Genomic DNA, 15886 nt, shown 5'->3' on the forward strand with positions numbered 1-15886 from the left:
CCCCGGACAAGCCCTGCCCGCTGCGCAATCGCAGGTCTCGATCGTACAAGAAGGCTGCGGCCCCCCGCGCCGATTCGACTTCCCCGCCGGTTCGGGCGGGCCCTAAGGAGTTCTGATGGAGCGTCCCTTCCCCACCGTCGCGGTCGTCGGCCTCGGCACGATGGGTGCCGGCGTCGCGGTGGCGGTCGCCAAGAGCGGCCGCCGGGTGATCGGCATCGAGGCCACCGAGGACTCGGCCGCCCGGGCACTGGCCCGGATCGAGGAGGCCACCGCGCACGCGGTGGACCGGAAGCGGCTGACCGCCGAGGAGCGCACCGGGCTGCTGGCCCGGATCTCGGTCGGTCACGAGCTGGCGGCCGCCGCCGGGGCGGACCTGGTGATCGAGGAGGTGCCCGAGCAGCTGGAACTGAAGCGGGAGGTCTTCGCCGAGCTGGACCGGATCTGCCCGGAGGGCACCGTGCTGGCCACCGGCACCACCGCGCTGTCGGTGACCCGGATCGCCGCCGCGACCGCCCGTCCGGAGCGGGTCCTCGGCCTGCACTTCTTCAACCCGGTGCACGGCATGAAGCTGGTCGAGGTGGTCCGCACCGTGCTGACCTCCCCGCAGACCGCCGAGGACGCCGCCGCCTTCGCCCGCGACCTCGGCAAGGAGCCGGTGGCGGCCGGCGACCGGGCCGGCTTCGTGGTGAACGGCCTGCTGTTCGCCTACTTGAACCAGGCCGCCGCGATGTTCGAGTCCAAGTACGCCTCGCGGGAGGACATCGACGCCGCGATGCGGCTCGGCTGCGGCCTGCCGATGGGCCCGCTGGCACTGCTCGACCTGATCGGCATCGACACCGCGCGCACCGTGCTGGAGGCGATGTACGAGCAGTCCCGGGACCGCCTGCACGCGCCCGCCCCGATCCTCGGCCAGCTGGTCGCGGCCGGGCTGCTGGGCCGCAAGACCGGGCGCGGCTTCTACACCTACGAGGCGCCGGGCTCGTCCCGGGCCGTGGACGCGGCCACCGGGCCGGCCCTGCCCGGGGTGCCGGGCCGGGAGGTGCGCACCGTCGGCGTCTGCGGCTCGGGGACGATGGCCACCGGCATCGCCGAGGTGTTCGCCAAGGCCGGGCACCCGGTGCTGCTGGCCGCCCGGAGCCAGGAGAAGGCCGAGGCGGCCAAGGCGCAGCTGGCGAAGTCGCTGGAGCGCTCGGTGGCCAAGGGCCGGCTGTCCGCCGAGGCACGGGACGCCGCGCTGGCGCTGGTCACCCCGGTCGGCCAGTACGCCGAGCTGGCCGAGGTGGACCTGGTGGTCGAGGCGGTCGCCGAGGACCTGGCGGTCAAGCGGGAGCTGTTCGCGACCCTGGACAAGATCGTCAGGCCGGGCGCGGTGCTCGCCACCACCACCTCCTCGCTGCCGGTGATCAGCTGCGCGACCGCCACCACGCGGCCGCAGGACGTGATCGGCATGCACTTCTTCAACCCGGCCCCGGCGATGAAGCTGGTCGAGGTGGTCTCCACCGTGCTGACCGCGCCGGACGTCACCGCGACCGTGCTGGAGCTGACCGCCAAGGTCCGCAAGCACCCGGTGGAGTGCGGCGACCGGGCCGGCTTCATCGTCAACGCGCTGCTCTTCCCCTACCTGAACGACGCGGTGCGGATGCTCCAGGAGCACTACGCGACGGTGGACGACATCGACACCGCGATGAAGCTCGGCTGCGGTTACCCGATGGGCCCGTTCGAGCTGCTGGACGTGGTCGGCCTGGACGTCTCGCTGACGATCGAGCGGGTGCTGCACCAGGAGTTCCGCGAGCCGGGCCTGGCCGCCGCACCGCTGCTTGAGCACCTGGTCGCGGCGGGCTGCCTGGGCCGCAAGACCGGCCGCGGCTTCCGCGACCACGCGCGCCGGTGACCACGCCGCAGGCCGGGGGCGGCCCGTACGAGACGCCGTACGGGCCCCCGCCGGCCGGACCGCACGCCGCCCAGCCGTACGGGGCCCAGCCGTACGGGGCCCAGCCGCACGGCGGCGCGGCTCCCGGGAACGGCGCCCCGTCGTACGGCTCCGCGCCCTCAGCGCCTTCCGCACGCCCCGGTTGGAGCCCCGGGACGGTGTCCTCCCGCTGGCCCCGCCCGGCCGTGACCGGCCCGGTCGCACCGGTGCGTCGGGGAAGGGCCGCGGCCGCACCGTCCGGGCCGTGTAGCGTTCCGGACATGGATCGGGTTCAGTCAACCTCCCCGCAGCACCCCGCCGGGCCGCACCGCGGCGCCGACCGGACCGCCCCCTCCACCGGGGGCACCGGCCCGGACGGCGGGCCGGGAAGCCGCCGGGCGGCGGCGCAGCGCCAGCAGATGCGCCAGGACCTGGCCACGGCCGCGATGGAGCTGTTCGCCTCGCAGGGCTACGAGGAGACCACGGTCGACCAGATCGCGGCCGCCGCCGGGGTGGCCCGGCGCACCTTCTTCCGGTACTTCCGGTCCAAGGAGGAGGCGATCTTCCCGGACCACGACGACACCCTGGTGCGGGTGGCTGACCTGCTGGCCAGCGCCGAGCCGGAGGAGCACCCGCTGGACGTGGTCTGCCGCGGCATCAAGGAGGTGCTGCGGATGTACGCCTCCACCCCGGGGGTGTCGGTGGCGCGGTACCAGCTGATCCGTCAGGTCCCGGCGCTGCGCGAGCGGGAGATCGCCGTGGTGGCCCGCTACGAGCGGCTGTTCACCCGCTACCTGCTGGGACGCTTCGACACCGGCGAGTCCATCCCGTCCGGCTGGCAGCGCGGCGGCGAGGACGACTCGATGCTGGCCGAGGTCTCGGCGGCGGCGGTGGTCGCGGCGCACAACCACGTGCTGCGGCGCTGGCTGCGGGCCGGCGGCCGGGGCGACGTGGAGGCGCAGCTGGACCACTCCTTCGAGGTGATCCGGCGGACCTTCTGGGCCTCCAGCGCGCCGGGTGCCAGACGCCGGGGATCGGTGGTGGCACCGGGTGCCAATGGGACCCCGGGGGACACCGGGGCGGAGAGCGCACTGAGTGCCAGCCCCGGAGGTGAGGTGCTCATCACAGTCGCCCGGACGGACGCTCCGCTGGATGTCGTGGTGGACAGCATCAGGGCCGCGCTGAGTGGCGTTCGGGAGTCGTAAGCGCAGTATTCACGCAGGTCAGAGCAGTATCGAGGGCCCGCGCCGACATGGCGGCGCGGGCCCTTCGCATGTCCGCGCAACGCGCGTCGCACGGCCTCGGAAGCCGTCGGAATTCCTGACACCCGGTGTCTTTACGAGTGGCACAGGGTGCCACTACCTTGTTACCCACCAGTCGCGGCGCCGCGGCTCCCCACCTCGGCGCGCCGTCGTCCGGCGTTCCCACACCCCGGGAGCAGAGCCAGAACGGCCCGGTCCACACCGGGCGCACAGTCTGACCCGCCCACCACCCACCTCAGCGAAGCCGGTGTCCGCTCCCGGCTCCCCCAGACGCCCTGTGACCCTCACACAGGTACGCCTTCGGAGGCAGCCATGCAGGAAATCCTCGACGCGATCCTCAGCACCGACACCACGTCGGCGGACTTCGCGGCGATCAAGCTCCCCGAGTCCTACCGCGCGGTGACGCTCCACAAGGACGAGGAGCAGATGTTCGCGGGCCTCGACAGCCGCGACAAGGACCCCCGCAAGTCCCTTCACCTCGACGAGGTCGCCCTGCCCGAGCTGGGCCCCGGCGAGGCCCTGGTCGCCGTCATGGCCAGCGCGGTGAACTACAACACCGTCTGGAGCTCGATCTTCGAGCCGGTCTCCACCTTCGGCTTCCTGGAGCGCTACGGCCGGCTGTCGCCGCTCACCAAGCGCCACGACCTGCCGTACCACGTGGTCGGCTCCGACCTGGCCGGCGTGGTGCTGCGCACCGGCGCCGGGGTCAACGCCTGGAAGCCGGGCGACGAGGTCGTCGCGCACTGCCTCTCGGTCGAGCTGGAGTCCCCGGACGGCCACAACGACACGATGATGGACCCGGAGCAGCGCATCTGGGGCTTCGAGACCAACTTCGGCGGCCTGGCCCAGCTGGCCCTGGTGAAGACCAACCAGCTGCTGCCCAAGCCCAAGCACCTCACCTGGGAGGAGGCCGCCTCCCCCGGCCTGGTCAACTCCACCGCCTACCGCCAGCTGGTCTCGCGCAACGGCGCCGGCATGAAGCAGGGCGACAACGTGCTGATCTGGGGCGCCAGCGGCGGTCTCGGCTCGTACGCCACCCAGTACGCGCTGGCCGGCGGCGCCACCCCGATCTGCGTGGTCTCCAACGACCAGAAGGCCGAGATCTGCCGCGCCATGGGCGCCGAGGCGATCATCGACCGCTCGGCCGAGGGCTACCGGTTCTGGAAGGACGAGAACACCCAGGACCCGCGCGAGTGGAAGCGCCTGGGCGCGAAGATCCGCGAGTTCACCGGCGGCGAGGACGTGGACATCGTCTTCGAGCACCCGGGCCGGGAGACCTTCGGCGCCTCGGTGTACGTCACCCGCAAGGGCGGCACCATCGTCACCTGCGCCTCCACCTCCGGCTACATGCACCAGTACGACAACCGGTACCTGTGGATGTCGCTCAAGCGGATCGTCGGCTCGCACTTCGCCAACTACCGCGAGGCCTTCGAGGCCAACCGCCTGATCTCCAAGGGCAAGATCCACCCGACCCTGTCCAAGGTCTACTCCCTGGAGGAGACCGGCCAGGCCGCCCTGGACGTGCACCACAACAAGCACCAGGGCAAGGTCGGCGTGCTCTGCCTGGCCCCCGAGGAGGGCCTGGGCGTGCGCGACGCGGAGTTCCGTGCCCAGCACATCGACGCCATCAACCGCTTCCGGAACGTGTGAGACGGGTCCGATGACTGAGCCTCAGCGCGTCCAGCGCGACCGTCCCTGGCTGATGCGCACCTACGCCGGCCACTCCACCGCGAGCGACTCCAACGCGCTCTACCGGCGGAACCTGGCGAAGGGCCAGACCGGTCTGTCCGTCGCCTTCGACCTGCCGACCCAGACCGGCTACGACTCCGACCACGTCCTCGCCCGCGGCGAGGTCGGCCGGGTCGGCGTCCCGGTCGGGCACGTCGGCGACATGCGCACCCTGTTCGACGGCATCCCGCTCGAACGGACCAACACCTCCATGACGATCAACGCCACCGCGATGTGGCTGCTGGCGCTCTACCAGGTGGTCGCCGAGGAGCAGGGCGCGGACATCGCCAAGCTCACCGGCACCACCCAGAACGACATCGTCAAGGAGTACCTGTCGCGCGGGACGCACGTCTTCCCGCCCGGCCCGTCGGTGCGGCTGATCACCGACATGATCGCCTACACGGTCGGCAACATCCCCAAGTGGAACCCGATCAACATCTGCAGCTACCACCTGCAGGAGGCCGGGGCCACGCCCGTCCAGGAGATCGCCTACGCGATGTGCACCGCCATCTCGGTGCTCGACGCCGTACGCGACTCCGGCCAGGTGCCGGCCGAGCGGATGGGCGAGGTGGTCGCCCGGATCTCCTTCTTCGTGAACGCCGGCGTGCGCTTCGTCGAGGAGATGTGCAAGATGCGCGCCTTCGCCCAACTGTGGGAGAAGGTCACCCTGGAGCGCTACGGCGTCACCGACCCCAAGCAGCGCCGCTTCCGGTACGGAGTCCAGGTCAACTCGCTGGGCCTGACCGAGGCCCAGCCGGAGAACAACGTCCAGCGGATCGTCCTGGAGATGCTGGCCGTCACCCTCTCCAAGGACGCCCGTGCGCGTGCCGTCCAGCTGCCCGCCTGGAACGAGGCGCTCGGCCTGCCCCGGCCCTGGGACCAGCAGTGGTCGCTGCGCATCCAGCAGGTGCTGGCGTACGAGTCGGACCTGCTGGAGTACGGCGACATCTTCAACGGCTCCGAGGTGATCGAGGCCAAGACCGCCGAGCTGCTGGCCGGCGCCGAGGCGGAGATCGCCAAGGTGCTGGAGATGGGTGGGGTGATTCCGGCCGTCGAGTCCGGCTACCTGAAGTCCAACCTGGTCGCCTCGCACGCCGCCCGCCGGGCCCGGATCGAGTCCGGCGAGGACAAGATCATCGGGGTGAACTGCTTCGACACCACCGAGCCGAGCCCGCTCACCGCCGACCTCGACACCGCGATCATGGTGGTCGACCCGGCCTCCGAGCAGTCCGTGCTCGCCGCCCTGGAGGCCTGGCGCGCCGAGCGCGACGAGGCCGCCGTCCAGGCGTCGCTGGCCGAGCTCAAGGCCGTCGCCGCCACCGAGGCCAACCTGATGCTGGCCACGCTCGCCTGCGCCCGGGCCGGCGTCACCACCGGGGAGTGGGCCTTCGCCCTGCGCGAGGTCTTCGGCGAGTACCGCGCGCCCACCGGCGTCGGCGGCGCCCCCGTCGCGGTGGCCGCCGAGCCCGGCGGCGAGCTGGAGCAGGTCCGTGCCGCGGTCGCCGCGACCGCCGAGGAGCTGGGCGCCGGCAAGCTGCGCCTGCTGGTCGGCAAGCCCGGCCTGGACGGGCACTCCAACGGCGCCGAGCAGATCGCCGTCCGGGCCCGCGACGCCGGGTTCGAGGTGGTCTACCAGGGCATCCGGCTGACCCCGGAACAGATCGTCTCCGCCGCCGTCGCGGAGGACGTGCACTGCGTGGGCCTGTCCATCCTCTCCGGCGCGCACAGCGAGCTGGTGCCCGACGTCCTGAAGCGGCTGCGCCGCGCCGGGGTGGAGGATGTCCCGGTGATCGTGGGTGGCATCATCCCGGCAGCGGACGGCGAGGCCCTCAAGGCCGCCGGCGTCGCCGCCGTGTTCACCCCGAAGGACTTCGGCATCACGACCATCATCGGCCGGATCGTGGACGAGATCCGGCTGGCCAACAGGCTTCAGCCGTGGACGTCCGCACCGACCGCGGCCACGAACTGACCAGCTGACCAGCTGACCACTGGGAAGGAACCCTCGATTCTTATGACTGCTGTCAACCGTCTGCGCCCGCGCCGCTCCTGTCTCGCCGTGCCGGGCAGCAACCCGCGCTTCCTGGAGAAGGCCCAGGGCCTGCCGGCCGACCAGGTCTTCCTCGACCTGGAGGACGCCTGCGCCCCGCTGGTCAAGGAGAGCGCGCGCCACACCATCGTCGACGCGCTCAACAACGGCGACTGGGGCGGCAAGACCCGCGTCGTGCGCGTCAACGACTGGACCACGCACTGGACCTACCGCGACGTGATCACCGTGGTCGAGGGCGCCGGCCCCAACCTCGACTGCATCATGCTGCCCAAGGTGCAGGACGCCGGGCAGGTCAAGGCGCTCGACCTGCTGCTCACCCAGATCGAGAAGACCATGGGCTTCGAGGTCGGCCGGATCGGCATCGAGGCGCAGATCGAGAACGCCAAGGGCCTGATCAACGTCGACGCCATCGCCGAGGCCTCGCCCCGGCTGGAGACCATCATCTTCGGCCCCGCCGACTTCATGGCCTCCATCAACATGAAGTCGCTGGTCGTCGGCGAGCAGCCGCCCGGCTACGGCGCCGACGCCTACCACTACATCCTGATGCGCATCCTGATGGCCGCCCGCGCCAACGACCTCCAGGCGATCGACGGCCCGTACCTCCAGATCCGCAACCAGGAGGGCTACCGCGAGGTCGCCCGCCGCTCGGCCGCCCTCGGCTTCGACGGCAAGTGGGTGCTCCACCCGGACCAGGTCGCCGCCGCGAACGAGATCTACTCGCCCTCGCAGGAGGACTACGACCACGCCGAGCTGATCCTCGACGCGTACGACTACTGCACCTCGGAGGCGGGCGGCGCCAAGGGCTCCGCGATGCTCGGCGACGAGATGATCGACGAGGCCAGCCGCAAGATGGCGCTGGTCATCTCCGGCAAGGGCCGGGCCGCGGGCATGCAGCGCACCACCAAGTTCGAGATCCCGGAAAGCTGAGGACCCACGGCATGCAGTTCGGACGCACCTACGAGGAGTTCGAGGTCGGCGCGGTCTACAAGCACTGGCCCGGCAAGACGGTCACCGAGTACGACGACCACCTCTTCTGCCTGCTCACCATGAACCACCACCCGCTCCACATGGACACCAACTATGCGGAGAAGACGACGGACTTCGGCAAGAACGTCGTGGTGGGCAACTACATCTACTCGCTGCTGCTCGGCATGTCCGTCCCGGACGTCTCCGGCAAGGCGATCGCCAACCTGGAGATCGAGTCGCTGCGGCACGTCGCGCCGACCTTCCACGGCGACACCATCTACGGCGAGACCACCGTGCTCGACAAGTGGCCGTCCAAGTCCAAGGACGACCGCGGCATCGTGTACGTCGAGACCAAGGGGTACAAGCAGGACGGCACGGTCGTCTGCATCTTCCGCCGCAAGGTGATGGTGCCGACCGAGACGTACATCAAGGAGCGCGGCGGCGAGCAGCCCGGCCGTCCGACCCCGCTCTCCTGAGCCTCTCCCCCTTACCTCTCCCCTTTATATATGGGGCCCTCCGTCCGCGGCGGGCCCCTCGAGAGACCCCGGACGGGCAGGCCGCCGTCATCGGCCGCGCCCCACCCGGCACGGGGGCCCTGCTGCCGCAGCCACGCCGGCAGGGCCCCCACAATCCCCCCCCCGGGGGGACTCCCCGACTTTTCCGCAGACCCTCAAACCTTTCGGAGCCGCACGATGGGACGCCTCGCACAGACCGACGGCCTCACCGAGATCCAGCGGGACATCCTCGCCACCGTGCGGGATTTCGTCGACAAGGAGATCATTCCGGTCGCGACCGAGCTGGAGCACAAGGACGAGTACCCGACCGCCATCGTCGAGGGCATGAAGCAGCTCGGCCTGTTCGGCCTGACCATCCCCGAGGAGTACGGCGGCCTCGGCGAGTCGCTGCTCACCTACGCCCTGGTGGTCGAGGAGATCGCCCGCGGCTGGATGTCCGTCTCCGGCATCGTGAACACCCACTTCATCGTGGCGCACATGATCAACGCCCACGGCACCCAGGAGCAGAAGGACTACTTCCTGCCGAAGATGGCGGCCGGCGAGATCCGCGGCGCCTTCTCGATGTCCGAGCCGGGCCTCGGCTCCGACGTTTCGGCCATCTCCACCAAGGGCGTCAAGGACGGGGAGTTCTACGTCCTCAACGGCCAGAAGATGTGGCTCACCAACGGCGGCACCTCCACCCTGGTCGCGGTCCTCTGCAAGACCGACGAGGGCGCCAGCACCCCGTACAAGAACATGACCACCTTCCTGATCGAGAAGGAGGCCGGTTTCGGCCCGAACCCCAAGGTTCCCGGCCTGACCGTGCCCGGCAAGATCGAGAAGATGGGCTACAAGGGCGTCGACACCACCGAGCTGGTCCTCCAGGACGTCCGCATCCCGGCCGACCGCATCCTCGGCGGCGTCCCGGGCCGCGGCTTCTACCAGATGATGGACGGCGTCGAGGTCGGCCGCGTCAACGTCGCCGCCCGCGGCTGCGGCGTCGCCCGCCGCGCCTTCGAGCTCGGCATCTCCTACGCCCAGCAGCGCTCCACCTTCGGCAAGAAGATCGCCGAGCACCAGGCGATCCAGTTCAAGCTCGCCGAGATGGCCACCAAGGTCGAGGCCGCCCACCAGATGATGGTCATGGCCGCCCGCAAGAAGGACAGCGGCGAGCGCAACGACCTCGAGGCCGGCATGGCCAAGTACCTCGCCTCCGAGTACTGCAAGGAGGTGGTCGAGGACGCCTTCCGCATCCACGGCGGCTACGGCTTCTCCAAGGAGTACGAGATCGAGCGCCTCTACCGCGAGGCTCCGATGCTGCTCATCGGTGAAGGTACTGCGGAGATCCAGAAGATGATCGTCGGGCGCCGGCTCCTGGAGGAGTACCGGATCGCCGACTGATCCCCGGGCCGCCTGCCGACGGACACGTCGCCGGGCGGCCCCCTCGAACCGCCGGTCGACGGGCGTGCGGGCCCGTCCCGGCGGAGTGCCGTGCCCCGTCACGGGCCCGGCCTGGTCCGCCTGGGTCCGGCACGGCCCTCCGGAAGCGGCCGTAGGGCGTACAGCTGCAACGACGCGCCCTGCGGCCGCTTCCGCACACCCGCTTCCGGCCGCTACGGCCGTTTCGCCCGCCGGGTTCCGTCGGCGCACCCGCTGAGACATGAGTCACCAGCCCGGTCCGGTCCCTTGGGAACCGGACCGGGTCGAGCTACGGTCGTAGCGGTGGACGCGCACACGCGCCGCCACCGGACACCTGAACGAGCAGGCGGGTTGCCCACCCACCGTGTGCTCCCGATAGCATCCACCGGGACAGCAAGCCGTCCCTCTATTACCGATCCCGCGGTGGCCCCCGTCCAGCGGCCATGATCCCCCGCGACAAAGGTCTTCGATGCCCATCAGCCCGTCCCCTCACACCTCCGTCACGGACCGCGATGCCCTCGCAGCCCCGACGGCCGGTCGGCGACCCCGCGTGACCATCGCGCGCGGAGCCACCCCCTGGTTCGTCCCCACCCTCGCCACGGCCGCCGTGACCACCGCCCTCACCCGGCGCAGCGGCAAGTGGGCCCTGGCGGCGGTACCCGCCTGTGCGCTCAGCGCGGGCATGCTGTGGTTCTTCCGCGACCCCGAGCGTGAGATCGGCACGGGCAGAGTGATCTCCCCCGCCGACGGCGTGGTGCAGAGCATCGACGCCTGGCCGGACGGCCGCACCCGGGTCGCGATCTTCATGAGCCCGCTGAACGTCCACGTCAACCGCGCGCCCCTGCCGGGCACGGTGACGTCGGTCGAGCACGTCGCGGGCGGCTTCGTCCCCGCGTTCAACAAGGACAGCGACCAGAACGAGCGGGTCGTCTGGCACTTCGACACCGAGCTCGGCGACATCGAGATGGTCCAGATCGCGGGGGCCGTGGCCCGCCGCATCGTGCCGTACGTGGACGCCGGAACCAAGGTCGAGCAGGGCGACCGGATCGGTCTGATCCGGTTCGGGTCCCGGGTCGACACCTACCTGCCGGCCGGCGTCGAGGTCGGCGTCGAGGTCGGCCAGAAGACCACAGCCGGGGTGACGCGCCTTGACCGTGACTGATCCTGAGACAATCGTCGGCCTGGACGACGAGGAGACGGCCCTGCGCCGCCGCCGCTGGGCGCGCGACCGCGAGCTGCGCGCCCCGCGCTCTCCCCAGCACCTGTCCACCGCCGACTTCCTGACCCTGGGGAACGCCGTCTGCGGCTTCCTGGCGATCTACTCGATCACCACCGGGGTCCTGGTCCCGCACATCACCAACCCGGACGCCGCTCCGGACCGGCACAGCGCCGCCACCGCGGTCACGCTGCTGCTGATCGGCTCGATGTGCGACCTCTTCGACGGCCTGGTGGCGCGCAAGCTGCGCTCCTCGGCCCTCGGAGCGGAACTGGACAACCTGGCGGACCTGATCAGCTTCGGCATCGCGCCGGCCTACTTCGTCGCGGTCTGGGGCATGGTCTCCCAGGGCTCCAACAGCAAGCTGTCGGCGCTCATCGCCATCACGGTGCTGCTCGCGGTGGTGCTGCGGCTGGCCCGCTTCTCGGCCGTCAAGATGCGGCCCGGGGTGTTCCAGGGCATGCCCTGCCCGATGGGTGCGATGACGGTGATCGCCATCGTGCTGCTCGACCCGCCGTTCCTGCCCGGTCTGCTCGCCATCTTCGGCGCCGCGTACCTGATGGTCAGCCGGATCGAGTACCCGAAGCCGCAGGGGCTGCTGGCCACCGCCACGCTCTGCTGGGTCGTCGTGGCCATCGGCTGCCTGGCCGCCTGGGCCACCGGGCTGCCCGGCGGCGACACCCTGATGCACGTCGGCGCCTTCGCCCAGATCACGCTCGCCGCTATGGCGCCGCTGCTGGTCATCCGCCGCAAGGTGGGGCAGAAGGTCGGCGACGTCCGCGCCCGGCGGGCGGAGTCGCGGCTCGGCTGAGTCCCGCAATTGTCATAAGAGTCAGGGCCCGGAACCTGTTGGTTCCGGGCCCTTCCTCATGTGTCACAACAGTCGAGCACCTCGGGTGCGGGCTCAGGGACCGTCAATGCGGACGCCGATACGGACGCCGGATCCGCCGTCGCTGCGGACTCCGAGCTCTTCCGCAATTGTCATAAAAGTCAGGCACCACCGGTGTGCACGCTGAACGCCGAGCGGCGGGCCGCCCGGGCCACGCCCGGGTCCGGGTGCACGCCCGAGACCGCCGTCAGCACCGAGGCCGCCCGCGGGTGCCCGGACTGCCGGGCCCGGGCGAACAGCCGGACCGGGTCGCCCGCCGAGGCGCCCTCGACGTGGCCCACCAGCAGCTCGGTCTCGCCGTGGTCGAGCACCGCGGCCGCGGTGTCCACCCAGAGCCAGGCCGCGTCCTCCGCGCCCAGCACGTCCGCCGGGGAGACGCCCTCGTCCGCGCGCTCCGCCAGCCACAGCAGTGCGTAGGGGCGCAGCACCGGCTCGTCCACCGCCGCGCGCACCGCCTGCTCGGCCGGACCGCCGGCCACCCGCAGCGCCTCGAAGGCCAGCCCGCGCACCAGCGCGTCGTCGCCCTGCGCGGCATCCAGCAGCTCGCCCACCGCCCGGTCCGCCGGTCGGGCCGCGACCCAGGCCCGGAACTCGGCACGGGCCGGGCCCGGCGAGTAGTCCGCACAGGCGTTCAGCAGCTCGAAGGCGCTCTGCTCGATGTGCCCGGCCGCGGTCTGCGCGACCGTGCAGATCTCCTCCAGCTTCGCCCGCACCGCCCAGTGGCCGAGCGGCGACAGCTCCGCGGCATCGTTCCTGCGCACCAGGGCGCCGACGGCCGCCAGGCCGTCCAGCATCCAGTCCAGGACGGCGGCCACGTCCGAGGGCGCGGCCGGGGTGTCGATCTGCGGCGCGCGGCAGGTGCCCCGGACGGCGGAAACGGCCGAGGCCGCGTGCGGCACCGGCGACAGGCCCGGTCCGCCGAGGCCTGCGCCGACCCGGCGCTCGTCCAGGCCACGGCGCAGCAGTTCCAGCAGCTCGCTCTCGGCGACCGGACCGTCCACCAGGTGCAGGAAGGAGAGCAGCTGCGGTGCCTGGTCCACGGCCTGCCCGGCCAGTACGGCGAACACACCGCGCAGCGCGGCGGGCGGCACCGGGGCGAGCAGGGTCCAGGCGTCGAACAGCGCCGACCAGCCGCGCACCACGGCCTCGTCGTCGTGCTCCCAGGCGTGCAGCCGCCAGCCGGGGCCGGCTCCGCCGTCACGGGCCTCCACCAGGCCCACCAGCAACGCCTGCCCCCACGCCTTGGCGGCGGCGCCGACCGTCATGGCCAGTGCCCGGCCCGCCGCGCGGGCGTCCTCCGGGAGCAGCTCACCGCGCTTGTCGACCTCGGCCAGCTCGCCGGCCCAGCGGGCGACCCGGACGGCGTCCACCAGCATCCGTCGGGCCAGCGGCGCCAGCTCGGCGGGTGCCGGGAAGCCCTCCGGCACGGGAACCCGGCCCCGCCCGGGAGCCGGAGCGGGCCCTCGTCGCCGGGGTACTCCGTTACGGGGGACACCCGCCCCGCCCGGCCTGCCACCGGCGGGCCGGTGGGCCGTTCCGGGGAGACGGGTCACCGTCGCACCGGTACCGATCGTCGGCGGGAGCGGGGCATCACGGTCGCGCGGGTTCCGAGACGTCACGTCGAGCAGTCTTCCCCTTGTACCGGCCTTCTGTCACATCCGGTTGTCCGTACGACCGGGCGACCGGTGGCGGCACCTCCGCAAGACCGGGCAACAGCGGCAAACCGCCTGGCCGGAAACGTGTGACCTGACCATGCCACCGGCGCCACCCCGGTCGCCGGGAATGCTCGCCCGATCACCGTGCGTACGGGCGGGGGTAAGGGGTCGGTCCAATTGTTGCCCCTGACGGCAGGGGGCTTTTCACGCGGGGAATCCGCTCCGCCGACTTCCAGCGGGACTGTCCAGCCCGAATCCGGACGGATGGCGGGCAGGGTGGCGGGGTCGTGCTGCATGAGAAGTCGGACCGGCCGACTTCTCGCGCATGCCCGGAGGAATGGCAGAAACGTTCATTCGTGGACGGCGGATTCCCCGCAGGAAAACCGGATGGGGCCCGGCCGAAACCGCCCGCACGGTCAGGGGGGGCCTAGAGCAGCGGCGTGAGCCAGCGGCGGAGGATCTCGGTGTAGTGGTCGGGGGCGGTGTTCCAGAGGGTGGCGTGGTCGGCGCCGGGGAACGCCTGCAGGCTGACCACGTCGCGGCGGGCGGCAGCCAGCTTCTCCGCGCTGCCGAAGGGGGATATCCGGTCCTCGGGGCTGTGCAGCAGGAGGGTGGGCACGCGCAGGTCGGTGCCCTCGGCTATGCGGCCGAAGTCGGCGAGGTCGACGCCGGTGCGGCCCTCGGCGGCGAGGGCGCCGAGTTCGGCGGCGACACCCTGGAAGCCGGCCCGGGCGGCGTCCCGGCGGGCAGAGGCCGGGAGGTCGAGCACGGGCGAGTCGAGGATCAGCCCGCGGACGGCGTGCGACCAGGCAGAGCGGGCCGCCGTCCGGAGGACCATGGTCGCCCCGAGGGACCAGCCGTAGAGGATCACCGCGCCCGCACCGCTGTCGAACGCCAGCCCTACCGCCGACTCGACGTCTCGCCACTCGGTCTCGCCGAAGTGGCTGAGCCCGTCGGGGGAGGCGGGGGCACCCTGGTCGCCGCGGTACGTGACGGCGAGGGCGGGCAGGCCGAGCCGGTCGAGCACGGGGAGCACCGGGAGGGTCTGCCGGCGGTCGGCTTCGGGGCCGTGCACCAGGATCACCCAGGTGCCGCGTTTGCCGTCGAGATGCCAGGCGGGCAGCGCGCCGAGTTCGCCCTCGACGACGGTGTCGGCGAAGGCGAGGCCGAGCGCCTCGGTGGGGTCGCCGAGGTGGACCCGGGGAGTGAGGCGGACCTCGGTGCCGGCGGTGAGGGTGCCCCGGTCGGCGCGGACCAGGCGGCGGGTGACGCCCCGTTCGTCGCTGTGCAGGACCTCCTCGACGACCGCGTGCCCGCCGTCCGCCCACTCGACCGCCCAGCGGCCGGGGCGCAGGCTCTCGGGGCCGCGGGTGAAGGTGACCCGGCCGGGGGCGAGGCTGTGGACCAGGAGCGGACCGGACTCCTGGACGACGGTCGCCGGACGGACCATCCGCTCGGAGGCCCGACGGCCGATCACCAGCACGGCGGCCCCGACCGCTGCGGCCGCCACGACGGCGGCGGTTCCCCATCGCATTTCGCTCCCCGCTCTGTTGGTCACGGACCGGACGGTGTTCGAGCACCAGTCCACCGGCGCCCCGCCCGCCCGGCCACCGGGCTAGGCCGTCCGGGTGACCTCGGCAGCGACCCGACGGTGCCGAGGATGAGGCCGGAAGCGGGCGGTGAAGGAGTCGACGGTGGGGCGGACGGATGGCTTCTGCGGAGCGTGCCACCGAACGGTCGGCGTGGCGTGCGATGCGGCCCCAGCCGCCGAACGCACGAAGCGGCCCGGGTCCTGTCTCTCGGATTCTGTCGGATCGGACCGCGGCGTCGGGGTGGGGCATCGCCAGGCGGAGGTGGGGGCGCCTCCCGGCCGACGACGGCCGGGGGCGCGTCGCGGGCCCGGCAAGGATCCAAGGGACAGGCCCCGTCCCCGGGCCGGTGCAGCACCGGGCGATCCCACAAGGTGTCAGTCGGCGGCGCCCGCGTGTGACCAACCCCTCCGTGACCTCGGTTGACTCCCGGTTCGGGCCCGTGATGGGATCCTGGGGCCAAACGGAGGCATGGAGAGGAAGCCGGTGGAAGTCCGGCGCGGTCCCGCCACTGTCACCGGGGAGCACGCTCGGAACATCGCCACGGCGGGCCGTCGACGGCCGCTGGAAGGCTCCGGGGGTGCGTTCGACCCGGAAGCCAGGAGACTCTCGCCCCCGTCACGTCGATCCAGGGCGCGGACCCTGAGTGAGGACACGCACGCGATGCAGGCTGCCCCGCCCCGCCGGACTCCGAGCTGCCTTCCGCCGTGCC

The 15886-nt window shown here is 72.0% G+C and carries 11 protein-coding genes and 1 riboswitch; of the genes, 9 read left to right on the forward strand and 2 right to left on the reverse strand.

Annotated features, from left to right (window positions below; genetic code table 11):
- Positions 1 to 115 precede the first annotated feature (115 nt).
- The 9 genes from ACIRRH_RS12375 to ACIRRH_RS12415 all read left to right on the forward strand — a co-directional run bounded on the left by ACIRRH_RS12375 (position 116) and on the right by ACIRRH_RS12415 (position 11852).
- Positions 116 to 1891 (forward strand): 3-hydroxyacyl-CoA dehydrogenase family protein, encoded by a 1776-nt coding sequence (locus tag ACIRRH_RS12375; RefSeq protein WP_403065686.1) that lies wholly within the window; start codon positions 116 to 118, stop codon positions 1889 to 1891.
- A 299-nt stretch (positions 1892 to 2190) separates the two neighbouring features.
- Positions 2191 to 3114: a TetR family transcriptional regulator gene (locus ACIRRH_RS12380; protein WP_403065689.1), complete on the forward strand. Its 924-nt coding sequence runs from the start codon at positions 2191 to 2193 to the stop codon at positions 3112 to 3114.
- Between the two features lie 369 nt (positions 3115 to 3483).
- On the forward strand, positions 3484 to 4821 hold the full coding sequence (gene ccrA, locus ACIRRH_RS12385; RefSeq protein ID WP_403065692.1) for a crotonyl-CoA carboxylase/reductase: 1338 nt from the start codon (positions 3484 to 3486) through the stop codon (positions 4819 to 4821).
- Between the two features lie 10 nt (positions 4822 to 4831).
- Positions 4832 to 6868 (forward strand): protein meaA, encoded by a 2037-nt coding sequence (locus ACIRRH_RS12390; protein ID WP_403065695.1) that lies wholly within the window; start codon positions 4832 to 4834, stop codon positions 6866 to 6868.
- 42 nt (positions 6869 to 6910) lie between these two features.
- Positions 6911 to 7873: a CoA ester lyase gene (locus ACIRRH_RS12395; protein ID WP_224280702.1), complete on the forward strand. Its 963-nt coding sequence runs from the start codon at positions 6911 to 6913 to the stop codon at positions 7871 to 7873.
- Positions 7874 to 7884: 11 nt separating this feature from the next.
- A complete protein-coding gene (locus tag ACIRRH_RS12400) occupies positions 7885 to 8388 on the forward strand; it encodes a MaoC family dehydratase (protein WP_045704019.1) in 504 nt (167 codons plus the stop codon).
- Between the two features lie 216 nt (positions 8389 to 8604).
- A complete protein-coding gene (locus ACIRRH_RS12405) occupies positions 8605 to 9807 on the forward strand; it encodes an acyl-CoA dehydrogenase family protein (RefSeq protein ID WP_403065699.1) in 1203 nt (400 codons plus the stop codon).
- A 487-nt stretch (positions 9808 to 10294) separates the two neighbouring features.
- Positions 10295 to 10987, forward strand: a complete 693-nt coding sequence (locus ACIRRH_RS12410) for a phosphatidylserine decarboxylase (RefSeq protein ID WP_224280704.1) — start codon at positions 10295 to 10297, stop codon at positions 10985 to 10987.
- On the forward strand, positions 10974 to 11852 hold the full coding sequence (locus ACIRRH_RS12415; protein ID WP_374119977.1) for a phosphatidylcholine/phosphatidylserine synthase: 879 nt from the start codon (positions 10974 to 10976) through the stop codon (positions 11850 to 11852). The genes ACIRRH_RS12410 and ACIRRH_RS12415 overlap by 14 nt, the downstream gene beginning before the upstream one ends.
- Before the next feature lie 179 nt (positions 11853 to 12031).
- Here ACIRRH_RS12415 and ACIRRH_RS12420 read toward each other — a convergent pair whose 3' ends face one another.
- The gene (locus ACIRRH_RS12420) at positions 12032 to 13357 is read right to left on the reverse strand and encodes a hypothetical protein (protein ID WP_403065702.1); all 1326 of its coding nucleotides are present in this window, start codon (positions 13355 to 13357) and stop codon (positions 12032 to 12034) included.
- Positions 13358 to 14012: 655 nt separating this feature from the next.
- On the reverse strand, positions 14013 to 15119 hold the full coding sequence (locus ACIRRH_RS12425) for an alpha/beta hydrolase family protein (RefSeq protein WP_403065705.1): 1107 nt from the start codon (positions 15117 to 15119) through the stop codon (positions 14013 to 14015).
- A 530-nt stretch (positions 15120 to 15649) separates the two neighbouring features.
- A riboswitch (cobalamin riboswitch) is annotated at positions 15650 to 15783 on the forward strand.
- Positions 15784 to 15886 lie beyond the last annotated feature (103 nt).

It is taken from the genome of Kitasatospora sp. NPDC101235, from assembly GCF_044767505.1.
Lineage (GTDB): Bacteria > Actinomycetota > Actinomycetes > Streptomycetales > Streptomycetaceae > Kitasatospora.